We start from the raw sequence: 26434 nt of genomic DNA, 5'->3' as shown, positions 1-26434 counted from the left end.
CTTCTTTTCAGCGTGATAGAAAACCTTTGAAGTCTAGGAAGGGCGAGCACCGGAACGGAGCGAATTTGACATTCGTGAGTACCGGCGCAGAGACCTGACACCGAATGCGAGGGTTTGTCTACACGCTGAGAGCAGCCTTTGATGAAGGCTGCTCTTTTTTCACTTAAGATGCTTTCTCTTTTAACTTGTTTAAATAGTTCAATGCGTCCTGCATTGTGTCCACAGGAACGATTTTCATATTACTTTTAATATCTTTCGCTGTTTTCACTGCATTTTTGTAGTCTGAATTTGGATCACCTTTATCGTTTGGTGCAAAGAAGATATCTTTTCCTGCTTTATCTGCTGCAACAACCTTTTGATCTATTCCGCCAATTGGCCCGACCGTACCATCAGCGTCAATCGTTCCAGTCCCTGCAATCGCATAGCCATGTGTTTCGTCTTCTTTTGTCAGCTGGTTATAAATTTCAAGTGACATCATTAAACCTGCCGACGGGCCGCCGATATTTTCAATATCCACCTTAATAGAAGGCGACACTTTCACATTTCGGTCTGTAAATAATGATACGCCAATTCCGACTCGGTTCGGCTCTTCTTTAAAAGGCTTCAACTTCACTTTCTGCGTGATATCCTTGCCGTTTCGTTCAAGGACAAAACGGACAGATGTACCAGCTTTTTGACGGCTGATATACGACACCATTTTATCAGCAGAATCATACGTCTGGCCATCAACGCTTTTAATCCGGTCGCCCACTTCAATTTTGCCGTAAGCAGGCATGCCTTTCATGACGTAGCTCGCATATACCCCATTAAACGTATAATCTACTTTTTTGCCTGCTTTTGTATACGCTGCAATCATGGCATTTTCTTGAGAGCTTTTCATCAACTGAAGCTGTCTTTTCATATAATCTTCATCCGACTCTCCGTCCGCTTTAATATTTTCTTCTGGGACGATCTCGTCATATTTATTCATTTTCGCAAGCAAATACGTATACGGATTTGCTGGGCCTACTTTTATCGTCATAAGAGAGAAGCTGCCCTTCTCGCCGTATCCACCGTCCACTTGAATGTGAGGGGCAATCTCTGTTGCATCACCCGGCTTTGTCACATAATACGGCAGTTTAACAAAAGTTAAGCCAAATAAGACAAGAACAATGACAAAAAAGCTAAGCCAGCGAATATTCAATTTTTTCATTCGATTAACACTCCCATTTATCAATGACATCTTTCAGTTTACCTGCTAGTTGATCTGCGGCGAACTCACCAGCTTCAATCATCTCCTGAACCTGTGTGAACGAACTAGAGCTAAATGTTTCAAGCCTCGGCCGGATCATGAGATCTGCATGAATGGTTTGATGACGGACCAATTCATTTTGAAGGATGTCCAAACTTTGCATAATCACATCCGATAATCTCGTCGCCTTTTCTGTTTTTTTCACCCTTGATACATCAGAGGCGATAATAAGGTCTGCGCCCATTTCTTTTAAAACGGACACAGGAATGCGGTCAACAACCGCTCCATCCACTAGCTGTCTGCCGCCCATTTCGTGAGGAACAAACACGCCTGGAATGCTAATGCTTGCTCTGACTGCTTGTGAGACAGACCCTTCTTTAAACACAACCTTTTCCCCTGTCTCGAGGTCACAGGCAACCACCGCAAGGGGCATTCTTAATTCTTCGAATGTTTTCCCATATGTAAACGTGTGAATCAGCTGCAAAATTCGATTTCCTTTTAAAAGACCGATTTTTGGCAGTGTATAGTCAGCATAATACTTTCTTCTGAAGACAAGTGCAAGTTTTTTCATTTTTTCTACGTCTTGTCCTGCCGCATAAAAGCTCCCAACAAGTGCGCCAATACTGCTTCCAGCGATCATATCTACCTGTATCCCTTGCTTCTCAAGACTAGACAAAACCCCGATATGCGCCATTCCCCTCGCACCCCCGGAGCCTAGTGCAAGCCCGATGATCGGTCGCTTCATGAAAATCCACCCTCCTCTTTCTATGCATATATACGAATCTATAGGTCTAAACATGCCCCTACTGCTCGTATAGTAATAGAAGACAGGCTCGGCTAGTTTCTTTTTCTATAATCACGAGCTCGCCAATAGATCATAACGGCAAGGGGCGAAATCTCCATGAAAAAATGGAACACTCTGTTCATCGCTGCTTTTTTTATTTTCTTAACAGCCACTGTGATTACACACCCACAAGCCTCTTTGCAAGCATCGAAAAATGGACTTGCAATGTGGTGGGAGGTTGTATTTCCATCATTGCTTCCTTTTTTTATTTTGTCCGAGCTATTAATTAGTTTCGGGATTGTCAGATTTGTCGGGGTATTATTAGAGCCATTTATGCGCCCCATCTTCCGGGTGCCGGGTGTAGGCGGATTTGTACTGGCTATGGGAATGGCTTCAGGGTTTCCTTCTGGTGCGAAATTAACGACAAGACTGAGGCAGGAAAGGCAGCTGACGCGGATCGAAGCAGAGCGTCTCGTTTCCTTTACAAATTCATCGAATCCATTGTTTATTTTCGGTGCGGTGGCTGTTGGTTTTTTTCATCATCCAGCTTTAGGCATTGTATTGGCCAGCGCTCATTATTTAGGGAATCTCGCTGTTGGTGTGACGATGCGGGGATATAAAGCGCGCCATGATGCACACCTAAGAAGCCGTAAGAAGTTTTTATTCCCCCCGTTTAAAGAGGCATTCAATGCTCTTCATACAGCAAGACTCGCAGAGAAAAGACCGCTCGGCCAAATGTTAAGTGATGCAGTCATGTCATCAGTCCAAACACTCTTTATGATTGGCGGCTTTATCATCTTATTTTCTGTGTTTAGCAAAATGCTGTCAGTTGTCCATGTGACAGACCTTTTATCTATAGGGCTCGGATATATGCTGCAAACGCTGCATCTTCCGCCAGAATTAGACCTTGCCATGATTGCCGGTTTATTTGAAATCACATTAGGAAGCCAGATGACGGGGTCACAGGAAGTCACCCTTCTCGCTAAAACCATTGTCGTCAGCTTTATTTTAGGATTCAGCGGGTTCTCTGTTCAAGCCCAAGTCGCCGGCATTTTAGCGGCAACCGATATCCGCTTTAAACCGTTTTTCTTTGCCCGCTTGCTTCACGGGATTTATGCAGCTGTTTTTGCCTTTTTATTATTCAAGCCTCTTTATGTCTCTCGATCAGACATGGCTCTCCCAGCGGGTGCCTTTGATGCAGGCCAGCAGGTCGTCATGTTCAGCAGCGTGCTTTGGAATCAGCTTGTGACAGCTGGTCCTTTGATCACACTTTGCAGCTTGATTGTGTATATCGCGCTATACTATCGGAAATTAAAAAATGGATGAGTGCTGGGTGCACTCATCCATTAAATTTTTCCTTCAGCGCTGCTTCTACCTCTTTTGGTACAAGATCTTTGACTGCCCCATGATATTTCGCTACTTCTTTGACAATACTGGAGCTTAAGAAGGAATATTGATTGTTGGTCATCATAAAAAACGTTTCAATTTCATCGTCTAACACTTTGTTCATTGAGGTGCCTTGCATCTCATACTCAAAGTCCGTCACAGCTCTTAGTCCGCGTAAAATGACTTTGGCTTCTTTTTGCTTCGCATAATCAACAAGCAGGCCGTGAAACGATTCAACTTTGATATTTGGCAGCTCCTTCGTTGCTTGGCGAATAAGCTCACACCGTTCTTCAACAGTAAATAACGGTTTTTTAGATGAATTATTTAGTACACATACATACACTTCATCAAAAATCTTTGCACCTCTTTTGATGATATCCAAATGCCCCAATGTGACTGGATCGAAGCTGCCCGGACAAACGGCTATGTTCCCCATGCTAATTTCCCCGCTTTCTATAGATCGTAATACCAGTCAATCCGTACAGTTCCTGCCTTGTGATGTGAAGCTGTCCTGCTTCTTCTGGCAGCTTCACATCTTTATCATGCTCACACACGATCACGCCGTCATCTGTTAACAAGGCGTGCTCGTCAATCATTTCAAGAAGTGCTTTTAGCTGTTGATCTTTATAGGGCGGATCAAGGAAAATGGCTTGAAAGGATTCCTCTCGTTTCACAACAGCTGCAAGTGCACGCTTTGCTTCATTTCGAAACACTTCACTTTGATCCATTAGCGACAATTGATTCAGGTTTCCTTTAATCGTCTGAATCGCCTTTATATCTCGATCAACAAATATGCAATGATCGAATCCTCTAGAAAGCGCTTCAATCCCTAAACCACCGCTTCCTGCAAATAAATCAAGAGCCCATCCGCCATCAAAATACGGGCCGATCATATTAAAAATTGATTCTTTTACTTTATCTGTCGTCGGTCTTGTTGATTGACCTGGTACCGCTTTAAGTGTGCGGCCTTTTCTCGTTCCAGAGATGACTCTCATTTTTCCACCACTTTTTCTACTTGCTTCTATTCGTCATTGTTTATGACAAAAAATTCAACATTATCTTACCACATCACTCCTCAAGGAACAATGCAATGATATTCATTCATTTTCTATGTATAGATCAAGAAATCCGGGGTCATACTACTTATAACAGCATCTGATGTGGTGCTGTTGCCAACCGCGGAGAAGACTTACGTTTCCCCATAAGTTCTTCCTCCGGTTTCTCCTCTCCCTTTGCCTTCTCCTTAATGAATCATTAAGAATAGAAGGACCCCGCGGGTGATGCCGCGGGGATTTTTTTGTGTCTTTAAAAGCCCACCTTATAATCATACTCTTTTGCTTTGTCCAATTTGGATTCGTACTCTAATTTAATAAAAGGTTTATATGAAGGCTCAACACGTTTCACAAATGGTAACGAGCTGAGTTTAGCCATATGGCGCTCAAGATCATCCATATCACAATAGATCACAGCATATTTCATTTTCCTTGAAATATAGTGAACATTTCCGAATTTTCTTAGCGCTTTTGACTGCTTTAACGAATGCAGCCAGACGACCATCCCTTGACGTTTGGTTTCCATCTTTTCACCTGCCGCTTTTCAATTCTTTTCATTCATTATGTAAAAGACGAGACATTCAAGTCTCGTCAAGATACTTTACAGCCGCAGCTGCCACCTGATCCACAGCCACCGCCGCATGATGATAGACCATCAAAATATGGGTTCCCTGTTGGAACTTTAATATATGCTGATACAGCTTGACCGATTTCAATACTAATCTCATCTAAGATGGATTGAATCGCTGTTTCTGCTTTTTTGAAATCAACCACTGTATCGTGAAGATCTAGCTTTCTTTTGACCTCACGCATTTCCTTTGAGATCGTTCTATAGTCCGGATGATATTTGCCAAACCGCTGCACATCCTCATACTGCTCTTTTACTTTTGTAAAATGGGCAATAATTTGTTGGGCTTCTTCGTCTTGCTGGAGACGCTTAAAGCAGTTGCGGTAATGTTCAGCCTCCTCCGACTGAAGAATCATGGCAGCCAATTGATTTGCTTCCTCTTGGAGCTCCACAGATTCGATTGTCGCATACATAAATGTTGCACCTCCAATTCATAGTTTACCACGAAACCTATGGATCAGAAAATGCTTTTACGTGACAAATACATCCCATGTTTCTCTTTTCTGTTTATATTCTGGATGACGGGAATTCAGCATAACAGTCATTTTATGCTTTCCTTTTGAAAGATGCTTGACCACAAATGCCGCGGTATACTCATTCCCTGCACGTTTCCCGTCTACATACACTGTAAAATATCCCGCCTTCTCGTTCTTTTTCAGACGCTCTGGCTGAAGATGAAAATCTTGAAGTGTACTTTCTATATAGACAGACGACCCTTGCACTTTGTATTTCAAAAAGCCTTGCTGCTTCATTTCGCTTTGGGCTTGCTGCATGACTGGTACTGCTGGGTCTTGCTTAATCACTTGCTCTTCTCCATGTTGACTTTGACACCCGGTGACAAGAAAAAGCAATGCGCCTATTGACAGCATCCATTTCATCATCTGATTCTCCTTTCATCTACGTTTATAGGATGCTCAGGAAATAGACATCTTAATCAACTCAAAAAAAGCCTCAGCCGGCTCCATTTTGATTGCGCATTGCTTGGAACATTTGAATCATCATTTCAGCCATTTGGACGCTATTGCTCAACTGACTCACACGATGAGGAATGGTTTTTTCGTAAAAGTTCATTTTATCTAATTCAAAGGACGTTAGATTTTCAGGATGTCGCGTCAGCTGTCTGTACCAGATAGGACGCTGCCTTATGAATTTGATTCGCTCCTCTTCGGCCATGACAAATTCCTGTACTTCTTTTCGCACCAGAAGCATCCCCTTTCACTTAATCTTTCCTGAAGGAGAATGGGTGCTGACTGCCTCCAGATGAACCTTTCTTTGAACCGTTGGATGAAAATTGGCCGAGTAAGCTTTGTAAAGAGGAAATAGACTGGCTCATTTTGTTAATTTGTTCATTCATTTGATCAGCGTCCATTTTTTTCACAGCAGAAACCATTTTAGACATAAAATCTGCTTTTCCTGCTTCACTTGGCTTAGAGTCTCTTTCTTCTTTCGCATCTTCAGATTTCGATTGCCGGTAAGGTGACCACATCTCATCTTCCTCACCAAACATGACCCAATTCTCGTATACACTTTGCCAGCTTTTTTCTTGCGTTTGCACTTCTTGAATTAACTTCGGATGGCGTCTGACGAATTGTTTAAATTCATCAATGGATGTTTGTTTTTGCTTGTTTGTCATATCCTCACCCCCCATACAAATGCCTACTATACTATATACACCAGCATCTGTTTTGGTGAGCCTCTTTTTCACCATCAAAAAAACAGCTACGACCATGCAGCTGCTTTCGTTTAAGATGTTTTCTTGATGAAATTTTGGGTGTAATATTTTTCTTTCACCCCTACGCCAAGATGCGTGTAATCTTTATTTAATAACGCCTTCCTGTGACCTTCACTATTGAGCCAGCCCTCTACCGCTGCAGGTCCATCGACATAGTTATAGGCAATATTTTCACCTGCGAGCTGAAAGCCCACCTCGCCTCTTTCTAACCGGTCTTTCAGCGTACCGTATTTTTTAGATTCATGGGAGAAATAATGATTCTCTTTCATGTCCTCACTATGCATGAAGGCCACTTCAGAGGTTTCATCATCCCACTTTAAGATCGGCAGGTTGTACTTATGGCGGATAATATTGGTCATATCAAAAATTTGTTTTTGACTGGAAGCTTCGATATCTTTCCACTTTTCACCTGATATCGCTTCAGGTTCTACCAATTGACCTCGGTAGACCACCTCATACGGCTTTTGTTTCACAAATGTATCTGCGTTGAAGGCCCTGATACTTGAAAGGGTGCTTTCAAACTTATCCATGTAAAGCTGAACATACACATCATCTCCCACTTTCACAGTGGGTCTTGTATTCATATCATCTTCTGAGAATTCAAAGCGGTATGAATTTTGTTCATCCTCCACATGAATGTAAGGTGCAATTTGTGTTTTCTTAAATACTTCACTCGTGGCTTGACCGATTTTAAACGGTTCTACATTCAGACCGTCTCCTGTTGCAAACAAGGTCACCACTTTACTATCCTTTACCCCTACTTGAATATAGTGCTTCTTCGATTGGTTGTAAATCCACCAGTCATAATCATATGCGGAAGGATCAATGCGATCTGGTTCTCCCAGCTGTTTAAGCACTTCGTTTGAAGATTTCCCCATAAAGGACATGAGTCCCTTTTTTGGGATGTTGATCGGCTTATCGCTAGATGTTTCTTCATTAGACACCTTCGGTTCATTGCTGTTTTCTTTTTCTGGTGAAGATCCATATTGAATAAACAGAACGTACGTTCCAGATATAATCAGGAGGATGAGGAGTGTTTTGAGCACAGTTTTCAAATAAACACCTCCGTTAAATTGGCAAGGTACAAAAAGTACCTTCTACTGTCATTTAAACAAAACTTGCTCCATTTATCAACGACAATACAGCCTATTTAACACGAATTTAAAATATGCCCTCTTAATGAAGAAATCCTTGCCCATGATCTTGATCCTGTTGAGAGATTTCTGTCAGTGCCTCTCCCGCGCGATCATTTGATAAATCTTCGACTGATAAATCTCCTAGAGCGACAATCCCTGTTAATGCGCCGTTTTTTACAACTGGAATGCGGCGGAGCTGATGCTCTGACATGAGCCGGACAATTTCTTCAAGTGTTGCATCTTCTTCAGCTGTTAGCACTTCCTTTGTCATCAGCGAGCCCACTTCCTGTGAGTTTGGCTTTTTTTCTGCAATGCCTCTAAGCACAAGGTCACGGTCTGTCACTATCCCAACGAGCTGATCTCCGTCAACCACTGGAATGGCACCGATATCAGCATCTCTCATTTTGACTGCTGCTTCATACGTATTGTCATCTTGCTGACATGTCACTACTTTTTTTGTCATAATATCTTTGATTTTTTTTGTTTTCATGTTGATTCCTCCATCCGTTATTTTCTTTATTACTGTAACCAGCTTATAAAAGAACATACCTTTCACAGTTGAAAGTTTAACGCTTTCATACTATGATTGTCAGTAAAGGGAAATTTTATAAGGAGGGGTTTTGGGTGAAGTTTGAAGATACGGGGATTGAAAAGGTATCAGCTGACTTAAATAAATTAGATTTCATTATGGAAAGTGAAGGATTTGTACGAGCCGATCAATGGGATTATGAGCGTGTGACATACGACAGAAAGTACAGCATGGTAGAGGGAACCTTTTATTTACGGATTTCCGGCTACGCTACTGAAGGAGATGTCGGTTCCAAAAAGGCACACATTCAGCTTCTAACACCGTTACTTGGAAAACACTATTATCCACATGGCGTTGAATACGGCGAAGGCGAAGAATTCCCTAAGTCTCTCATTCAATCAAGCAAAAAAACACTTGCACAGCTGAAGGAAAAACTAGAAGCCATGACGGCTGAAGCATAAAACAAAGGGCTAAAATGATGTTGATTTTAGCCCTTTGTCTTCTTTTCAGCGTGATAGAAAACCTTTGCAGTCTAGGAAGGACGAGCACCGGAGCGGAGCGAATTGAAACATTCGTGAGCACTGGAGCGCAGGACTGACACCGAATGCGAGGGTTTGTCTACACGCTGAGCACAGCCATCTGGCTGTGCTTTTTTTATTCATATTTCGGAATAAGCGCATCTGGTACGGCATCTTTCGCTCTTTCTTTTCTTGCCCAGTCAAAGAAGACAACAGCAAGAATAGAGCCGTACACAATCTCCTGAATAATTTTCATCAAAATCGCACCTAGCTGCTGATCCTCTAGCAGCGGCAAGGTGTGGAACATATCAGGGCCAGTGAGAGCAAGGCCTGCAAGCATATCACTTGGCACACATAAATGCAGTGCTTGTATCCATGCGCCGGCATCAGAATAGGTTGCATAGATCGGTGCTTCACTAAACATGATGAGTGCACAGGCCGGAGTCATCAATATCCCGTCTGCCATGATATATCCAAGCTTCAAAATGCCTGTGATCTGCGGCTGACTTTGGACTTTATGGACAAGCGGCCACCACATGAAAAAGGCAGCGATAAAAATAACCACCGTCATCAATGCGTGGTAAAACGGATCTGTTTTCACAAAATCAAACACAAGCGGAATGTGATACAGCGAAAACAATCCGTTAAATCCAAGCAGTGCAATTAAAGGTTTGGAAAACAACCGGAAAACAGCTTGAATACCTGGTGTTTGAATGATCCGCTCCCATATGGCTGGAGGCAATCCTGTAATAAGGAGAGGCGGGATGACTAAGTATAGCACCGCCATTTGCGCCATATGTGCACTAAACATAATATGCCCCATTAAATCAATTGGGCTCCCTTTCACAGCATATAACAGAACAAGCCCCGTCAGAAATAACGTCTTCTCTTTCACCGTCGCACGGTGCTTTCCCTTTGTCACAAGAAGCAGATAAAGAGCAGCTGCTATCACAATACAAGTCAAATAATAAGGGCTCCATAATGCCCGAAATCCGAATATTTCTAAGTTCTCCATTGCTGCGCCTCCTTCAAGGGCAAAGCGGGTTTACCACCATATAATGGTCAAAAAGGCTAATACGGTAATAAACGCAACAAACACACCTGAGTATAGAAACAAGGCGGGTGTTTCATGCCCTTTTTGGTTCATGTGCATAAAATAATAAAGCTGAAAAGCTACCTGAATGCCTGCAAGCAGTAAAATAAATGGTACTGCGAACCAATTTCCAACGTCTTCTGAGGCGATCGTTAAAAACGCAACAAATGTTAATCCAATCATCAAGCCGAAGGAAATGAGCTGATGCTTCATTTCCTCGGCATTTTTCTTTTTACGATATACAAGATCGACTTTGGACTGATTTGTGTTTTTATTTCCCATTCTTATCCCACCATTCCCATTAAATATACAACGGTAAAGATGAAGACCCACACAACATCAATGAAGTGCCAATAGAGACTTGCCACATAATATTTCGGCGCATTGTATAAATCAAGTCCGCGTCTCATATTTCGAATCATAAGAGCGGTAATCCAGCAAAGTCCGAAGGCAACGTGAGCTCCGTGAGTTCCTACAAGTGTATAGAAGGAAGAACCAAGAGCAGAGCTGGTAATCGTAAATTCATACGCATGCACATAGTGATAAAACTCATAAATCTCAACCCCTAAAAATCCAGCACCTAAAAGGACCGTGATACCAAGCCAAAGCTGCATCTTTTTAAAGGCAAAGTTTTTCATATGATACATGGCATACACACTCGTTAAACTGCTCGTTAATAGAAGCATTGTGGCAATAAAGACAAGTGTGAGGTCAAACATATCAGTTGTTTTTGCTCCGCCTGCATTTGAGTTTTTCAGCGCCAAATAAGTGGCGAAAAGCGATGCAAACAGAACGGTTTCTCCTCCAAGAAACAGCCAGAACCCGACAAACTTATTCTTCCCTTCTAACGTGGCCTTCTCAGGAGAAGCCGGAAAGGTTTCCGCCGTCATTTTTTGTGGTTCCATTATGCTTTCACCCCTTTATCATCGTCGTCGGTCAAATCTTCTTTGTGAATATGGTATCCATGATCATCTTTCAGAGACCTAACGAGCATGGTCGCAAACGTAATACCAAGACCAATGAAGATCACCGGAAGCCCCCAGCTGTGCTCTTGACGATACATGAAACCAAACGCTGACACAAATAGACCGAATGAGATAATGACAGGCAAGATGGAGTTATTCGGCATGTGAATATCATCGAGCGGTTCAGATGCTGTCATTCCTTTTTTACCATCCATTTTTTCAATCCATAATGGATCTAGTCCTCTCACAAGCGGAAGCTGTTTAAAGTTGTATTCTGGCGGAGGCGAAGACACTGCCCATTCAAGTGTTCTTCCGTCTCCCCAAGGATCGCTCGATACACGCTCTCCTTTGGCTGTTGTCCAGATGATGTTAATCAGCATGATCACAACAGCTACAAACATAAACAGTGCCCCAATCGTACTGACTAAGTTCCCAAGCTCGAGACCCTGACCTGGCAGGAATGTAAAGACCCGGCGCGGCATGCCCCATAGACCGAGAAAATGCTGGATAAAGAAAGTTAAATGGAAACCGATGAAAAACAGCACAAAGCCAATTTTCCCAAGCTTCTCATTCAGTATTTTTCCAAACATCTTCGGCCACCAGTAATGCACACCTGCTAGAATACCGAATACAACCCCGCCGATAATGACGTAATGGAAATGCGCCACAACAAAATACGTATCATGGAACTGATAATCCGCTGCAGCTGCCGCAAGCATGACCCCAGTTACCCCGCCAAGTAAGAACGACGGAATAAAGGCAACAGAATAAAGCATCGGCGTTGTAAACTTCACATTACCGCCCCATATCGTGAGCAGCCAGTTGAATACTTTAATTCCTGTTGGCACCGCAATTGCCATGGTCGCTACAGCAAAGATCGCATTGGCGATAGGTCCAAGCCCCGTAGTGAACATGTGATGCGCCCACACCATGAATCCAAGGAAACCAATCAATACAGTAGCGAACACCATGGACGAGTAACCAAACAATCTTTTTCTTGCAAACACCGGAATGATCTCAGAGAAGATTCCGAATGCCGGCAGGATCAAGATATATACTTCCGGGTGTCCGAAAATCCAGAACAAATGCTCCCAGATGATTGTATTTCCTCCAAGCTCTGGATTGAAAAAGCTCGTGTCAAACATTCTATCAAGCATCAGCATCGCAAGCCCTGCTGTCAGCGGAGGGAATGCGAATAAAATAAGTGCGGAGGCGACAAATGTCGTCCAAGTAAAGAGCGGCATTCTCATATACGTCATACCAGGCGCTCTCATATTAATAATCGTTGCAAGAAAGTTAATTCCTGCAATCAGCGTACCAATACCCGCGATCTGTAAACCTAAAATGTAGAAATCCATTCCATGACCTTCTGAATTCAGCGTGAGCGAAGCGTATGCAGTCCAGCCTGCATCAGGTGCTCCGCCCATAAACCATCCAAGGTTTAAGAAAATTCCTCCGAAAAAGAATAACCAAAAACCAAGTGAATTCACAAACGGAAATGCTACGTCACGTGCACCAATTTGAATTGGTACTACCGCATTCATTAATGCAAATAACAGCGGCATAGCTGCAAGGAAAATCATTGTCGTTCCATGCATCGTCATGATTTCATTGTAAACCCCTGCACTGACAAAATCATTTTCAGGGATGGCTAGCTGAATACGGATAAACATCGCTTCTAGGCCGCCAACCAAAAAGAAAAATCCCCCTGCCACTAAATATAATATGGCAATTTTTTTGTGGTCAACCGTTGTCAAGTAATCCCATAAGACAGCGCCAAACCCCCGCTTTTTAGCTATTGTACTCACCATGAAATCCCCCTCTTATCTCCCATTTGCCCCTTTTCATATAGATGTCTTTCTTCACGATCCTTTAAGCAGACTATGTCTGACAGATGACGACTTCTCGGTTGTAGAGACATATTCGGGAGCTCTTAACAAAAACTTCACATCGATCACATACCCTCTTGAATATCTGCTCTAGTTGTTACTCGATTTTAAGACCTTTTAAATACTCGTAAAGTGCATCTGCTTCTGAGTCATTTAATTTAGGGTACGTTCCTGTCATCTTATTACCTGGTTTAAAGCTTTCTGGATCTTTCAGCCATGCTTTCACATTTTCTTTGTTCATGTCTTTAATTCCAGCTACTTTCGTCCGCTCTCCGAAGGTCGCAAGGTTTGGTGCAGTCCTTGCTGCTTCCGGCCGCTTGTCACCAGGCTCTACTGCGTGACAGCTTAAGCAGTTTTTCTCTTTAAATAGCTTTTCGCCCTCTAAAGCGAGATCCTTTGTGGATTCAGGCTTCTTGTAATCAGCCATTTTTTTCGTCCATCCTAAAAACTCATCTTGAGAAAGCGTTTTAACTTTAAAGTCCATTAAAGCATGTGACGGCCCGCACAGCTCCGCACATTTCCCGTAGAAATATTCCCCTGCATCTTTCGTTCGTTTCGAGTCAAAGGTTAAATAAAATTTGTTGTCATTATCTGTGTTTGTATCAATTTTACCGCCAGCCGATGGAACCCAGAATGAGTGTTTGACATCGGACGCTTTCAGCTTAAAGTATACCTTTTGATCTGTTGGCACGATCAATTCCTGACTTGTGACAATCCCATAATCAGGGTATTCAAATTCCCACCAATATAAGCTGGCTCTTACATTGACAACAAGTGTCTTTTCAGGATCTCGTTTTTTCTTATCCATAGCGCTTGTATCCCCTAGTTCAAGCGTGTATGCCACAACAGGTACAACGAGAATGATGAGTAGAAGAATCGGAATCGCTGTCCATGTGATTTCCAGGTTGCGGTTCCCTTCCACCTGCTTTGGAATCGTATCTTCTCCCACTTTAGAACGTTTGAATTTAATGATGACGTAAAAGAAAATGATCGATACAACAATGACGACAAGAACCATAATGAGTGTACTCAGTACCGTTAGGAAAAACTGTTTATCTGCTACTTCCCCAACAGGCTTGAGTGTTGATAAGTATGGTTCACCACAGCCCGCCAAAACGAGCGTCAGTAAGAGAAACAGTGAATAAACACGCCATTTTCTTATCATAATTTGTCCCAACCCCTTTTGCTTGATCTCCTTTGCCTTTCGCTTTTTACCTCTTATTTATAAAATCACTTCTCACCCATCCATAACCCCCGCCTCTTATAAAAGCACTTACATTTCCTCTTTTCATAAAAAAATGATGTTTTTACTCAAAATACCATCTATGTATAAACAGAAAGCCGCCTAAATAGAACTGAATATCAGGCGGCTTTCATAGTTGTTAGAAAATGTTGTGTTATAAGATATAGCCATTGTTTTGATGTGATCAAAGTGTATTTCACTCTAGAATAGTGTAATAATAATCATCGCTACGAAAAAGATGGTTAAGTAGTTTAATGAATAAACGAACATGAGCGTTGACCACTTCATGATGTCTTTCATTTTAAAGCCCATAAGGCCAATAACAAGCCATCCAATATTAAGCAATGTACCAAGTGCGACAATCGGCCATCCTAATCCACCTAAGAAAAATGGAAGCGGAAGAAGACATGCTGTCCAAATGATGATCTGGCGTTTTGTGACTTCAAAGCCGTAAACAACTGGCAGCATTGGAATGCCCGCCTTACGGTAATCTTCCGTTTTCTTAATCGCAAGTGACAGGAAGTGCGGGATTTGCCAAATGAACATAATCATAAACAAAACCCAAGCCGTTGTGTCGATTGTACCTGTGACAGCTGTCCAGCCGATTAATGGCGGAACCGCGCCAGATACACTTCCGATAACTGTATTGATGGTGTAATGGCGTTTAGACCACATGGTGTAAAGAACCGCATAAGTAAAGACTCCAATAAATCCAATCACTGCTGATGTAATGGTTGTCATCAGAAGCATAATGAGTCCTAATACAACAAGCAGAATGCCAAATGCATACGCTTGCCCCGGCTGAATTTTACCTGTAACCGTCGGTCTTGTTTTTGTTCTTTCCATTAATATATCAATATCACGGTCAAACGCATTATTAATTGCGCATGAACCGGCAATAATAAGAGAAGAACCAATCATTGTTAACAGCACAATATCAAGATTTCCAAGAAAACTCATACCTGTAAAATAAAAAGCAAGCCACATTCCAGTAAATGTCGTAATGAAATTGGAATTGACGATGCCCATTTTAATCAGAGCAAGAAAATCTTTCCACGCTGTTGTTTCTTCTATTTGTCCATGAATAGCTGCTTCCGCGGCTGTTTTGGAATTTGCCAATGTGTATAACCTCCCTTGCCCAAACCTTCAAACGAACGAATGACACGTAAAATCATTACAACTCTATCATACAAGATAAACAGCTGTAAAAAAACATCCTATTAAATAATAAACGACAAACTTGAAGTTATTTGTGAACTTTTCGTGAATTTATTAGGATATATGTGTGTTTCAGAAGGCGGTGCAAAATGAAATATTCTCTCCTCTATTTCTATCAGACTGTCAAAGAAAGATCAAGCACTCTAAATCTGTAAACTTTGTGAACTAACATATCATTTTTTTGTGAACTTTGGTCATTATGAATTGCAACAGAACACGCATTTGGCTTAAACTTGAGAGCATGTGAGGTTTTCATTTACATCAGAAGTTTTTTAGAGAAGGTGAAATAATTTGATGAAATTTGCTTTAAGGCTATTGAGCGTGATCACAACGTTTGTGATGCTGATCGTACTGATTGGCGGTGCGCTTGTGACGAAAACCGGTTCGGGTCTTGGCTGCGGTAGACAGTGGCCCCTTTGCCACGGTCGTTTCTTTCCTGAAATGAACCCCGCTTCCATCATCGAATGGAGTCACCGCATGTCAACAGGAGTTTCCACCATTCTTGTTTTGGCACTGGCGGTCTTATGCTGGAAAAAAATTAGTCCAGTATTCCGTGAAACCAAATTTTTGGTCATCATGTCCATTATATTCTTAATGCTTCAAGCGCTGTTAGGAGCTCTTGCTGTCGTATTTGGTTCTAACGCACTTGTGATGGCACTGCACTTCGGTATTTCACTCATTTCATTTGCTTCAGTATTACTGCTTGCACTTCTTGTCTTTGAAGCAACCAGATCTGAAACAAAGCTTGTGAAGCCGCTTCATATCGGCAAAAAAATGCAGTTCCATATTTATGGGTTGATCACGTATACGTATATCGTGGTATATACGGGCGCTTATGTGAGACATACAAAGTCAAGCCTTGCTTGTTCTGTCTTCCCGTTTTGTTCAAAAGACGGTGCGCTTCCAACGTATTTTAATCAGTGGGTTCAAATGTCTCACCGAGCAGCAGCACTTCTTTTATTCGTCTGGATATTTGTCGCTATGTTCCATGCCATGAAACATTATAAAGAACAGAAGCAGCTGTATTATGGATGGATCATTTCAGCCATTCTCATTACACTTCAAGCCATTTCAGGTGTGATGTCTGTTTATTCTCAGCTTGCACTTGGTTACGCGCTGGCTCATTCATTCTTTATTTCTTGTTTGTTTGGGGTACTATGCTACTTCTGCTTACTCATTGCCCGGTTTAAATATGAAAGCAAAGAGCCATTTAGATAAGAATTGTATCCCCCTTTCATGTGGAGAGGGGGATTTTTTATTGTTGTTTTGCTTCTTCGAATAGCAAGATGGCTTTTTTGCGTCTTTCCTTGTGATCAACTGTAGGTAGCGGGTATGTATCACCTAGCACACAGCTCGATTTCAGTTGTTCATCTATCGGCATTTTACTTGGTTCATGAATCCATTTTTCATCAACACGCTCTAGCTCTGGTACATATTTTCTAATATATTCCCCGCTTGGATCAAACCGCTTCGACTGGGTCGTTGGGTTAAAAATACGGAAGTACGGTACGGCATCTGTCCCAACAGAAGCTGCCCACTGAAATCCTCCGATATTCGAAGCCTCATCATAATCCACAAGCTTTTTTGCAAAATACGCTTCTCCCTTTCTCCAATCAATCAAATAGCCCTTTGTTAAAAATGAGGCAGTAACCATTCTTAAACGATTATGCATCCAGCCTTCCTCATTTAATTGTCTCATCCCTGCATCAACGAAAGGAAAGCCTGTTTCACCTTTACACCATGCTTCAAACAGCTTCTCATCTTCATTCCATTTCATCCCTTGAAATGCCGAATTGATTTCTTTTTCTTTCATCTCTGGATAATGAGCATAAATCATATGGTAAAAATCTCGCCACGCCAGCTCTTTGATAAAGGTTTCTCTGCCCTCGTCTTCAAACAGCGCCTCCTCATGTACCGCATGAAAGATCGTTCGGATTGAGATGGCCCCTGTTTTCAAGAAACGTGACAGCTTACTCGTTCCAAAAACAGATGGAATATCTCGTTTTTCATGGTAACGTGTTAGTCTTTTTTGGATAAAGTCATGAAGCGTGTTCATCGCTTTGTGTGAGCCGATTTGATCAAATTTTCTTGAGCATCTCATGATTATGCTGCGTAGCTTGTCATTCCCTTTGTGTGAAAGTGACTCATCACAAATCGTATGAGCGTTGCTGAGAAATGATTTGTCAACTTTTATCACAGGCTGCTTCTCTTGCTTTCGCCATGATTGATAGTATGGAGTAAACACTTGATAATGAGTGCCATCCCTTTTTAAAATATCTTGCACCCCGTGAAGGTGTATATCTTGCCATTTTGATACATGAATGCCCTTCTTTTCTAAAAAAGCGGTTACTTGATGGTCACGCTTTTGACCGATTCCCACTTGATCTTCATTAAAAAAGACAGCTTTGATGTCATATACATCGATAACTTGCTGAAAGGCACGCAAGACATCGCCATAGAGAAGATGAACATACATTTGAGATTCTCTTGCTTCCTTGATAAAATGCGCCAAGCTTTGAAAAAAATGTTCGTTGTTTAAATCGAGGTCCATTTCAGTAAAAAATGGATCTAGATGATAAAGAGCAAATAATTTGTACTCGTGTTTTTTTGCATATGTGATCGCTTTTGATAAGGCGATATGATCATCTAATCGCATATCCCGGCGAAACCAAATCACAACAATGTTGTCCAACCTTCTTCACCTCACTCTATAGTGTAATCACTCTCACTGGCTGCTGCACATTTTAATGCGCTCAAAAAAAAGACACATCACGGTGGATGTGTCTCGCTTCTTATTCAGGCTTTAATACAATTAATAGATCACCGGTTTGAATCGGTTCTCCATTTGTCACATGTATTTCATCTACGACCGCAGAAAATGGAGCTTGTACAGTCGTTTCCATTTTCATGGCTTCATTGATCATCAAATGCTCACCTTGTGAAATTTTCTGCCCTTTTTCCACGAGTACTTTGATGACAGTGCCTGGCATCGATGCGGCGATGTGATTTGGATTTGAACGGTCCGCCTTCATTTTTTCTTGAACGGAGGATTTGATGCTTTCATCCTTAATCACCACTTCACGCGGCTGGCCATTTAACTCAAAGTAAAGAACTCTTGTGGCATCTGGATTCGGTTCACCAATTGATACGAGTTTGACAATCAGAGTTTTTCCTTTTTCGATTTCTACCTCAATCTCTTCTCCAAGCCTCATCCCGTAGAAGAACGTTGGTGTATCAAGAACAGAAATGTCACCATAGCTTTCTGCTGTTTGGACAAATTCAGAAAAGACTTTCGGATATAAGGCATACGCAATTGCGTCTTGCTCTGTTAACGTCAGGTCATGAGATTCTTTGAACTGCTTCTTAATGTCTTCAAAGTCCACTGGCTTCAGCTTCTCACCAGGTCTGACAGTAAGAGGCTCTTCCCCTTTTAAAATCAGCTTTTGCAGCTTTTCTGGGAATCCGCCATGCGGCTGGCCCAAATAGCCTTTAAATAATTCCACAACAGAATCCGGGAAGTCTAGTGTTGCGCCTTTTTCATAAACATCTTCTTCTGTTAGATCATTTTGCACCATATAAAGTGCCATATCTCCAACTACTTTAGAGGATGGTGTTACCTTTACAATATCACCAAACATGTCATTCACACGTCTGTACATTTCCTTTACTTCATTCCAGCGCTCGCCAAGACCGACACCTTTCGCCTGCTGCTGCAAGTTACTATATTGACCGCCAGGCATTTCATGCTCATAAATTTCTGTATGAGGTGAATTCATGCCGCTTTCGAATTCATGATAGTATTTTCTGACGGAATCCCAGTATTGAGAAAGGCGTTCGACAGATTGGACTTTCATGTCTGACTTTCTTTCATGTCCATCTAAAGCATAATAAAGTGAGCTTGCACTTGGCTGCGATGTGAGTCCTGCCATAGAGCTGACGGCAACATCCACAATATCAACACCTGCATCAATCGCTCTTGCATAGGTGAACAGTCCATTTCCACTCGTGTCATGCGTATGAAGATGGATAGGGATCGTAAGCTCATCTTTTAAAGCAGAGACTAGCTCGTAGGCTGCCTGCGGTTTTAATAGCCCCGCCATATCTTTAATACCTAAAATATGCGCGCCGGCAGATTCAAGCTCTTTTGCAAGAGATACATAGTACTCAAGATCATATTTTGGACGAGATGGATCAAGAATATCTCCCGTATAACAAATCGCCGCCTCTGCCACTTTGCCTGATTCCCGAACAGAATCAATGGCAAGCGTCATGCCTTTTACCCAGTTTAAGCTGTCGAAAATACGGAACACATCAATGCCTGCCTCGGCTGATTCTTTTACAAATGCTTTGATCACATTATCCGGATAGTTTGTATATCCGACAGCATTTGATGATCTTAATAGCATTTGAAACAGCGTGTTTGGCACTTCTTGACGAAGCTCTTTCAATCGTTCCCAAGGATCTTCTTTTAAGAAACGGTACGCAACATCAAATGTAGCCCCGCCCCACATTTCCATACTAAACAGCTCTGGCCATAAACCTGCTGTCGGCTGGGCAACTTTCTTTAAATCATGTGTTCTGAAGCGTGTCGCAAGCAGAGACTGATGCGCATCTCGAAAGGTTGTGTCAGTTAAAAGGACGTTATTTTGTTCTTTCACCCAGTTGGCAAGCCCCTCAGGTCCATGCGTATCTAACAATTGTTTTGTCCCAGACGGAATCTCTTGATTGAGAGGAAGCTTCGGTACGTCTGGCTTGTCAAAATGAGGCTTCTTTTTCTCCGCAATACCTGGGAACCCATTAATGGTAACGTTACCAATATAAGTCAACATCTTCGTTCCGCGGTCTTTTTGCTTAGGGAAATTAAATAGCTCTGGCGTTGAGTCGATAAACGATGTATCGTATTCCCCTTTTAGGAACTTCTCATGCTTAGCCACGTTTTCAAGAAATGGGATGTTAGTTTTAATTCCGCGAATCCTGAATTCTTGTAAATTTCGGACCATTTTAGCAGCCGCTTGATCAAACGTGAGCGCCCATGTAGACAGCTTGACCAATAGTGAGTCGTAATAAGGTGTAATGACCGCACCTTGGAAGCTGTTCCCTGTATCAAGACGTACACCAAATCCCCCACCTGAGCGGTAGGCCATAATTTTTCCTGTGTCTGGCATAAAGTCATTTAGAGGATCTTCTGTTGTGACCCTTGATTGAATGGCAAAGCCGTGTGTAAAGATATCTTCTTGCTTTGGAATACCAACTTCTTTGCTGTGAAGGTTATGCCCCTTTGCAACAAGAATTTGGGTTTGAACGATATCGACACCTGTGATCATTTCTGTGATCGTGTGTTCTACCTGCACCCTTGGATTGACTTCAATAAAGTAAAACTCTCCATTTGCAACAAGAAATTCTACAGTCCCTGCATTAATGTACGATACATTCTGGGCCAGCTGGACAGCCGCTTCGCAAATATCTTCACGCAATTGATCTGTTAGAGACACACTTGGCGCCACTTCAATGACCTTTTGATGCCGCCTTTGGACAGAGCAGTCACGCTCATATAAATGAATGATATTGCCGTGATTGTCTCCAATCACCTGCACTTCAATATGTTTTGGATTTTCAATCAGCTTTTCAACGTATACTTCGTCATTTCCAAAAGCAGCTTTTGCCTCTGACTTCGCACGGTCATAGGCTTCCTTCAGCTCTTCTTTTGATCTGACAATCCGCATACCCCGGCCGCCGCCGCCTAGTGAAGCTTTAATAATAAACGGGTAACCGTATTCTTCACCGAATTTTTCGACTTCTTCGACCGAACTAACTGGTCCGTCACTTCCTGGAATGACTGGAATACCAGCTTTTTTCGCTTCATCTCTCGCCTTTACTTTATCTCCAAACATATCTAAATGCTGAGAAGTTGGACCGATAAATTGAATGCCTTCCTCTTCGCATCGTCTTGCAAAATGAATGTTTTCGGATAAAAATCCGTAGCCTGGATGAATCGCATCCACGTCATTTCGTTTTGCAATTTCGATGATCCCCTCGATATCGAGGTAGGCATCAATCGGTTTCTTCCCTTCTCCAACTAGATATGCTTCATCAGCTTTATAGCGATGATAAGAGCCCGAGTCTTCTTTGGAATAAATGGCCACTGTACGTAAATTGAGCTCCGTACAGGCCCTGAAGACTCTGATAGCGATTTCCCCTCTGTTTGCAACTAGAACCTTTTGAATTGTTCTCTGTGACATTCTCACTCCTCCATATCCCTTAAAATTTTATATGTACTCTATAATAAAGGAAGAAATGAAAACTGTACACTTTTGTTTTCTAAAGATTCAAAGTTTTCTGCAATCCATTTTTTTCAACCGATGGTTTGCTCATTGATTTTTTCTTTTTGTAACGCTCTTTATATTCAGTAAACATGCTGATATTCAGCAGCATTCCCATACAGATGCTAAGTAAAATGATAGACGATCCCCCGTAGCTGATAAACGGAAGTGTCACCCCGGTAATTGGAATAAGACCTGAAACACCGCCTAAATTGATACAAGTTTGGATCGCAATCATGGAGGAAATTCCTATTGCAAGCAAACTTCCAAACGGATCTTCACACTTTCTCGCAATATAAAAACCTTTCACGACGATGAAACCAAGAAGAGCGAGAACAAAAAACACGCCGAAAAAGCCAAGTTCTTCTGAGATAATTGCCATGATAAAGTCTGTGTGCGGCTCTGGAAGATACCCGTACTTTTGAACGCTTTCCCCTAGACCGAGTCCAAAAAAGCCGCCTGATCCAATCGCATAATATGAATTAATCAATTGATGCCCAGTAGCCCCTGCATCTTTAAATGGATCTTGGAAACTCTCAAAACGTCCGAGACGATTTTTTGTGAAAATTTTATCCCAAAAAAGAATAATAAACGGGGTCACGACGACCATCACTGCACTAAATAGCGCCAGCAGCTTCGCAAGCGTTTTGCCGCTAAAGCCTGAGCATAAAATCATCGCAAGGGCAATCATGCCAATGATAAAGGCTGTCCCATAGTCTGGCTGCAAAATGATAAATCCGCACAGGATAGAGACAATCACGATTGGAGGCGTGACACCTCTTAAAATATGATCAATATAATGCTGCTTTTTGGCATACACCGCAGCAAGATAGATGATGACGACAATCTTTACAAATTCAGCTGGCTGAAGACTAAAAGGGCCTAATTTGATCCAGCTTCTTGCGTTCCCTGCAATATGACCGCCAAAGTACACATAGATGAGGGAAAAAACTGAAATCAGCAGCATCCCAATCTGGAATTTCTTATTTGAAAACAGCTGATATGGAACTAATGCTGTAAAGATCAAGATGGCTGCTCCAACAATCATAAATAAGAGCTGTTTCTTAAAAAAGTTATCTGGCGCGGCATCGTATCTGATAACAGATGTAATCATACTTGAGCTATACACCATAACCAAACCAAATGCGCTGATTAAGATAATGGCGAACAATAATGAGTAGTCATACGATTTTAGCATTCTCTTTAACATATAATCCTCTTCCTAACGTCTGTTTCTACTGCTTGATATCTTCTTAGCTGTTCTTATTCTACTACATTTTCTCCGTTTGATCCCGTTTTACCTCTTTTATATTGTTCGTCATTCATGAAAGAATCAAGTCCGTTTGCCGTCAATCCATCAAAAGAAAATAGGGGACAAAAAAACTCAAACTTATGTTGTGGAAGTTTGAGTTTTCAATCGTTATTTTTTTGTGAACGCATCATGAAGTGCGGAAAGCTCTCTCTCAAGTTTATCGAGTAGTTTCTTGCCTTCATGTTGATCAACTAATCCAAGCCGGACAGCAAAATCAATCTCCCTCGATAATCCGAACATTTGAGTATCTAAAACCTCTTCATAAAGAGGACATTGCGGCATCGTTAAGTTGTCCATTTGCACTTGGATCAATTTTAAAATTTTATCTGCATCCAATTTTAATAAAGCCAGTGCTTTTTGCCGATGATCGACTAAAATTTCTGACGCCAAAAGTATCCCTCCGTTCCCCAGGCGAGTACCTAATTCTTCTATTTATCATAAAGCGAAACGCTCAAAATTGCAAGCAGATTTGTACAGTTCGCTTTGTGAAAATAAAAAGAAGACATTTCTCATTAAAAGATACTCATCTCATATTTTTCACTCATGAGCTCAAGCAGCTTAATCCCAGCAATACTATTCCCTTTTTCATCCAGGGCAGGACCGAAAATTCCAATCCCAAAATCATATGGTGCCGCTCCCATAATCCCGCCTGAAACACCGCTTTTAGCAGGTATGCCGATATTAATGGCAAATTCCCCGCTTGCATTATACATGCCGCACGTCACCATAAAGGTTTTACAAATTCTAGCGACATCTTTTGAAAGAATTTGCTGCCCCGTCTCTGGATGTCTGCCATCTAATGAAAAAACACAAGCAATTTTCGCCAAATCTAAGCTGTTCATCATGATGGCACATTGTTTCGTATACACGTCCATGACCTCTTCTACGTTCCCTCTAATAATATGATATTGCTTCATATAATAGCACATAGCCCGGTTAATCATCGATGTCTCAAATTCAGATGCGGCTGTTTCCTTGCAGTATGTAATGCTTTTGTCATTTGCGAGCTCTCTAATAAAGCCAAGAAGGCGGTTCAGCTGATCTTGCGGAGTCGCTCCTCTTATTAAGCTTGTGACTGCAAGCGCTCCTGCATTAATCATTGGATTCAGCGGCTTATTCGGACTTGCTGTTTCCAGCTTAATCATTGAATTAAACGGGTCACCTGTAGGCTCTTGTCCAACAAATTGAAAGACTTTTTTTGGCCCTTCTTCTGAGAGTACGAGCGCAAGGGCTAATACTTTAGAAATACTTTGCAGGGTAAAGCGTTTATCTACATCTCCTGCCGAGTGACAAGTATTACTCACATGGTACACAGCCACAGATAAATCCGTCTGATCCGCTTTGGCGAGAGCGGGAATATAGGATGCTACTTTGCCATCTTTGGCCACTTTTTTTGCTTCTTCTACAAATCGCTGAAGCTCTTCATTGTCGCGACATGCCATGCCCAATATCCTCCCTATCTTTCATGTAAGATTAGTGTGTACAAGGGGAAGCATGTTTATGAAAGTGACAAAGCAGGCGAAAACTTCTATAATTTATGGTGGAAAGGGGTTGTCTTGAACATGAGCATCATTCAAATTAAGGGGAACGTAAAGTACAAGATCACCATTGATCCAAGTGTATGGATTTTTGATGACCGCAAATTTTTAATGGATTCATTTTTTGAAAAAAGGACAGCAAATGAAGAAAGTCAGCTGGATCAGGAGCTTGACCAAGAGCGGGTAATCAGAGAAGGACAAACACTTCCACCCACTTTAAAAACAGAGAAGAAGTACGAAAAGGAAAGACTCATCACAGGCAGCTTCGGAATGAAGCTGGGTGATATGCTGAAAAATGCAGAACCGCTTGAACATGCAGACACATGCAAATTTGTCACAGAAACAGAGACAATTGCTGTTCCGCTTTCTCAGGCAATGGAAAGCATTGCACACTTCAGCCAAAATGGGAAGCCTATGACTGAAGAAGGACCAATCCACGTTTATTTCGCGGATCAGTCCAACCTCACTCAGCCGATAAAAGGTGTCAAAGAGCTCATCATTACATAAGACAGAGGGTCTGGACTACAGCAAATCAGCTGCAAGCTGTGCAAGTCCAGACCTTTCTCCTTTGACAAGCTTGACATGTCCAGATATTTGCTGTCCTTTGAACCGCTCAATGACATACGTAAGCCCATTATTTAAGCTGTCTAAATAAGGATGATCAATCTGCTCCGGGTCCCCCATCAGCACAATTTTACTTCCCTCTCCGACGCGCGTTAATAATGTTTTTACCTCGTGTTTCGTTAAATTCTGTGCCTCATCAATGATAATAAATTGATCAGGGATACTTCTTCCGCGGATATACGTTAAAGCTTCCACTTGAATAGAACCAATTCCCGCCAAAATCGCATCAAGTTCACCAGGTTTTTTTGTATTAAATAAAAATTCTAAGTTGTCATAGATCGGCTGCATCCATGGTCTGAGTTTCTCTTCCTTTTCACCTGGCAAGTAGCCTAAGTCCTTGCCGACAGGAACAATGGAACGGGCTACGATCAGCTTTTTAAACATGCCGAGATCCTCTGTCTGCATTAATCCGGCAGCCAGTGCAAGGAGTGTTTTACCCGTACCCGCTTTTCCGATCAATGTTACAAGCGGAATATCACGGCGCAATAGCAGCTCTAGGGCCATCGTCTGCTGAACATTTTTCGGACGGATTCCCCAAACATGCTCTTGATCATAAATGAGGCGTTTCACGTTCTCGGCTTTTTGATCAAGCATTCCTAAAGCAGAGCCGCCTTCATTCCCCTTCATAATGACGAATTGATGTGGGTTTAATGGTGCACTTGTGACTTCTTTTATCGGCAATTGACTTTGCTTATAAAATGTATTCAATTGCTCCGTCGGAATATAGAGCTCATGATAGCCGTTATCAATGTCTTCGTTTTGCAGCACACGGTCACTTAAGAAGTCCTCTGCTTGGAGACCTATAGCATCTGCCTTTACCCTGACTAAGACATCCTTACTGACCAAAATGACAGGCCGGCCGTGAGGCTTTGTTTCTTCCTCTAAGCTCAAATTTTTCGCGACAGCCAAAATCCGATTATCGTTCGTTTTTTCAATAAAAATTTCTTGAAGTTCATGGAAAGAGCGGTGATTCAGCTCGATGCGCAGCGTCCCTTTTGACTCTAGCGTAATTTTTTCATGCAGTTTCCCTTTCGATCTCAAACCGTCGATTAAACGTGAGACGCGCCGGGCGTTTTGCCCAACCTCGTCCATGTATCTCTTTTTCGAGTCTACTTCTTCTAACACAACGGCCGGAATGACGACCTCGTTGTCTTCAAATGAAAAGATTGAATTCGGATCCTGTAATAACACATTTGTGTCTAATACATAAATTTTACTCAGGTCCTTCGCCTCCTG

At 42.0% G+C, this 26434-nt stretch carries 27 protein-coding genes; 4 read left to right on the top strand and 23 right to left on the bottom strand.

Annotated elements, in window-relative coordinates; all coding sequences use genetic code 11:
- Nucleotides 1-163: 163 nt before the first annotated feature.
- Nucleotides 164-1192, bottom strand: a complete 1029-nt coding sequence (locus AWT60_RS03375; RefSeq protein ID WP_041108889.1) for a SepM family pheromone-processing serine protease — start codon at nt 1190-1192, stop codon at nt 164-166.
- 4 nt (nt 1193-1196) lie between these two features.
- Nucleotides 1197-1976 carry a patatin-like phospholipase family protein gene (locus tag AWT60_RS03370; RefSeq protein WP_041108887.1) on the bottom strand — a complete coding sequence of 260 codons (780 nt, stop codon included), beginning with the start codon at nt 1974-1976 and terminating at the stop codon, nt 1197-1199.
- A gap of 156 nt (nt 1977-2132) precedes the next feature.
- Here AWT60_RS03370 and ylbJ point away from each other — a divergent pair, with 156 nt between their 5' ends.
- A complete protein-coding gene (gene ylbJ, locus AWT60_RS03365) occupies nt 2133-3341 on the top strand; it encodes a sporulation integral membrane protein YlbJ (RefSeq protein WP_041108885.1) in 1209 nt (402 codons plus the stop codon).
- A 13-nt stretch (nt 3342-3354) separates the two neighbouring features.
- Here ylbJ and coaD read toward each other — a convergent pair whose 3' ends face one another.
- From coaD to AWT60_RS03320, 9 genes are all read right to left on the bottom strand, one after another.
- Nucleotides 3355-3837: a pantetheine-phosphate adenylyltransferase gene (coaD, locus tag AWT60_RS03360; RefSeq protein WP_024426917.1), complete on the bottom strand. Its 483-nt coding sequence runs from the start codon at nt 3835-3837 to the stop codon at nt 3355-3357.
- Nucleotide 3838: 1 nt separating this feature from the next.
- Complete coding sequence (rsmD, locus tag AWT60_RS03355; protein WP_024426916.1) at nt 3839-4396, bottom strand: 16S rRNA (guanine(966)-N(2))-methyltransferase RsmD; 558 nt, start codon at nt 4394-4396, stop codon at nt 3839-3841.
- Nucleotides 4397-4706: 310 nt separating this feature from the next.
- The gene (locus AWT60_RS03350) at nt 4707-4979 is read right to left on the bottom strand and encodes a YlbG family protein (RefSeq protein ID WP_024424276.1); all 273 of its coding nucleotides are present in this window, start codon (nt 4977-4979) and stop codon (nt 4707-4709) included.
- 65 nt (nt 4980-5044) lie between these two features.
- Nucleotides 5045-5494 (bottom strand): regulatory iron-sulfur-containing complex subunit RicF, encoded by a 450-nt coding sequence (gene ricF, locus AWT60_RS03345; RefSeq protein WP_007499807.1) that lies wholly within the window; start codon nt 5492-5494, stop codon nt 5045-5047.
- A gap of 57 nt (nt 5495-5551) precedes the next feature.
- Nucleotides 5552-5959 (bottom strand): hypothetical protein, encoded by a 408-nt coding sequence (locus tag AWT60_RS03340; RefSeq protein WP_041108882.1) that lies wholly within the window; start codon nt 5957-5959, stop codon nt 5552-5554.
- A 73-nt stretch (nt 5960-6032) separates the two neighbouring features.
- Complete coding sequence (locus AWT60_RS03335; RefSeq protein WP_024424278.1) at nt 6033-6281, bottom strand: YlbE-like family protein; 249 nt, start codon at nt 6279-6281, stop codon at nt 6033-6035.
- A 19-nt stretch (nt 6282-6300) separates the two neighbouring features.
- On the bottom strand, nt 6301-6714 hold the full coding sequence (locus tag AWT60_RS03330) for a YlbD family protein (protein WP_041108880.1): 414 nt from the start codon (nt 6712-6714) through the stop codon (nt 6301-6303).
- Between the two features lie 110 nt (nt 6715-6824).
- Nucleotides 6825-7868: a CAP domain-containing protein gene (locus tag AWT60_RS03325; protein ID WP_024424280.1), complete on the bottom strand. Its 1044-nt coding sequence runs from the start codon at nt 7866-7868 to the stop codon at nt 6825-6827.
- Between the two features lie 121 nt (nt 7869-7989).
- Complete coding sequence (locus AWT60_RS03320) at nt 7990-8439, bottom strand: CBS domain-containing protein (protein ID WP_024426912.1); 450 nt, start codon at nt 8437-8439, stop codon at nt 7990-7992.
- Between the two features lie 134 nt (nt 8440-8573).
- On the opposite strand from AWT60_RS03320, the gene AWT60_RS03315 reads away from it, so the two are divergent.
- Nucleotides 8574-8939, top strand: a complete 366-nt coding sequence (locus AWT60_RS03315; protein ID WP_041108878.1) for a YugN family protein — start codon at nt 8574-8576, stop codon at nt 8937-8939.
- Nucleotides 8940-9132: 193 nt separating this feature from the next.
- On the opposite strand, the gene ctaG is transcribed toward AWT60_RS03315, so the two are convergent.
- The 6 genes from ctaG to cyoE all read right to left on the bottom strand — a co-directional run bounded on the left by ctaG (nt 9133) and on the right by cyoE (nt 15305).
- Nucleotides 9133-10011: a cytochrome c oxidase assembly factor CtaG gene (ctaG, locus tag AWT60_RS03310; RefSeq protein WP_034281665.1), complete on the bottom strand. Its 879-nt coding sequence runs from the start codon at nt 10009-10011 to the stop codon at nt 9133-9135.
- Nucleotides 10012-10041: 30 nt separating this feature from the next.
- A complete protein-coding gene (ctaF, locus tag AWT60_RS03305) occupies nt 10042-10371 on the bottom strand; it encodes a cytochrome c oxidase subunit IVB (protein ID WP_024426910.1) in 330 nt (109 codons plus the stop codon).
- 2 nt (nt 10372-10373) lie between these two features.
- Nucleotides 10374-10994 carry a cytochrome c oxidase subunit III gene (ctaE, locus tag AWT60_RS03300; RefSeq protein ID WP_024424780.1) on the bottom strand — a complete coding sequence of 207 codons (621 nt, stop codon included), beginning with the start codon at nt 10992-10994 and terminating at the stop codon, nt 10374-10376.
- Complete coding sequence (ctaD, locus tag AWT60_RS03295) at nt 10994-12865, bottom strand: cytochrome c oxidase subunit I (protein WP_024424779.1); 1872 nt, start codon at nt 12863-12865, stop codon at nt 10994-10996. The genes ctaE and ctaD overlap by 1 nt, the downstream gene beginning before the upstream one ends.
- A 175-nt stretch (nt 12866-13040) precedes the next feature.
- On the bottom strand, nt 13041-14108 hold the full coding sequence (gene coxB, locus AWT60_RS03290; RefSeq protein WP_041108876.1) for a cytochrome c oxidase subunit II: 1068 nt from the start codon (nt 14106-14108) through the stop codon (nt 13041-13043).
- A 279-nt stretch (nt 14109-14387) separates the two neighbouring features.
- The gene (gene cyoE, locus AWT60_RS03285; protein WP_034281660.1) at nt 14388-15305 is read right to left on the bottom strand and encodes a heme o synthase; all 918 of its coding nucleotides are present in this window, start codon (nt 15303-15305) and stop codon (nt 14388-14390) included.
- A 393-nt stretch (nt 15306-15698) separates the two neighbouring features.
- Here cyoE and AWT60_RS03280 point away from each other — a divergent pair, with 393 nt between their 5' ends.
- On the top strand, nt 15699-16622 hold the full coding sequence (locus tag AWT60_RS03280; protein WP_024426908.1) for a COX15/CtaA family protein: 924 nt from the start codon (nt 15699-15701) through the stop codon (nt 16620-16622).
- A gap of 37 nt (nt 16623-16659) precedes the next feature.
- Here AWT60_RS03280 and AWT60_RS03275 read toward each other — a convergent pair whose 3' ends face one another.
- The 5 genes from AWT60_RS03275 to glsA form a co-directional block, all read right to left on the bottom strand.
- The gene (locus AWT60_RS03275) at nt 16660-18096 is read right to left on the bottom strand and encodes a cryptochrome/photolyase family protein (RefSeq protein WP_226014896.1); all 1437 of its coding nucleotides are present in this window, start codon (nt 18094-18096) and stop codon (nt 16660-16662) included.
- A 100-nt stretch (nt 18097-18196) separates the two neighbouring features.
- Nucleotides 18197-21643, bottom strand: coding sequence for a pyruvate carboxylase (gene pyc / locus AWT60_RS03270; protein WP_218676898.1), 3447 nt, complete (start codon nt 21641-21643; stop codon nt 18197-18199).
- Nucleotides 21644-21722: 79 nt separating this feature from the next.
- The gene (ftsW, locus tag AWT60_RS03265; protein WP_218676897.1) at nt 21723-22934 is read right to left on the bottom strand and encodes a putative lipid II flippase FtsW; all 1212 of its coding nucleotides are present in this window, start codon (nt 22932-22934) and stop codon (nt 21723-21725) included.
- A 210-nt stretch (nt 22935-23144) separates the two neighbouring features.
- A complete protein-coding gene (locus AWT60_RS03260) occupies nt 23145-23426 on the bottom strand; it encodes an Fpa/YlaN family protein (protein ID WP_003212509.1) in 282 nt (93 codons plus the stop codon).
- Nucleotides 23427-23548: 122 nt separating this feature from the next.
- The gene (gene glsA, locus AWT60_RS03255; protein ID WP_034281651.1) at nt 23549-24478 is read right to left on the bottom strand and encodes a glutaminase A; all 930 of its coding nucleotides are present in this window, start codon (nt 24476-24478) and stop codon (nt 23549-23551) included.
- Between the two features lie 120 nt (nt 24479-24598).
- Here glsA and AWT60_RS03250 point away from each other — a divergent pair, with 120 nt between their 5' ends.
- The gene (locus tag AWT60_RS03250) at nt 24599-25081 is read left to right on the top strand and encodes a hypothetical protein (protein WP_076839507.1); all 483 of its coding nucleotides are present in this window, start codon (nt 24599-24601) and stop codon (nt 25079-25081) included.
- A 15-nt stretch (nt 25082-25096) separates the two neighbouring features.
- Here AWT60_RS03250 and AWT60_RS03245 read toward each other — a convergent pair whose 3' ends face one another.
- Complete coding sequence (locus AWT60_RS03245; protein ID WP_034281649.1) at nt 25097-26419, bottom strand: PhoH family protein; 1323 nt, start codon at nt 26417-26419, stop codon at nt 25097-25099.
- Nucleotides 26420-26434: the final 15 nt, after the last annotated feature.

This window comes from Bacillus sp. F2HM, from assembly GCF_019266135.1.
Classification (GTDB): Bacteria; Bacillota; Bacilli; order Bacillales; family Bacillaceae; genus Bacillus; species Bacillus safensis.
This window is presented reverse-complemented; position numbering and strand designations above follow the sequence as displayed.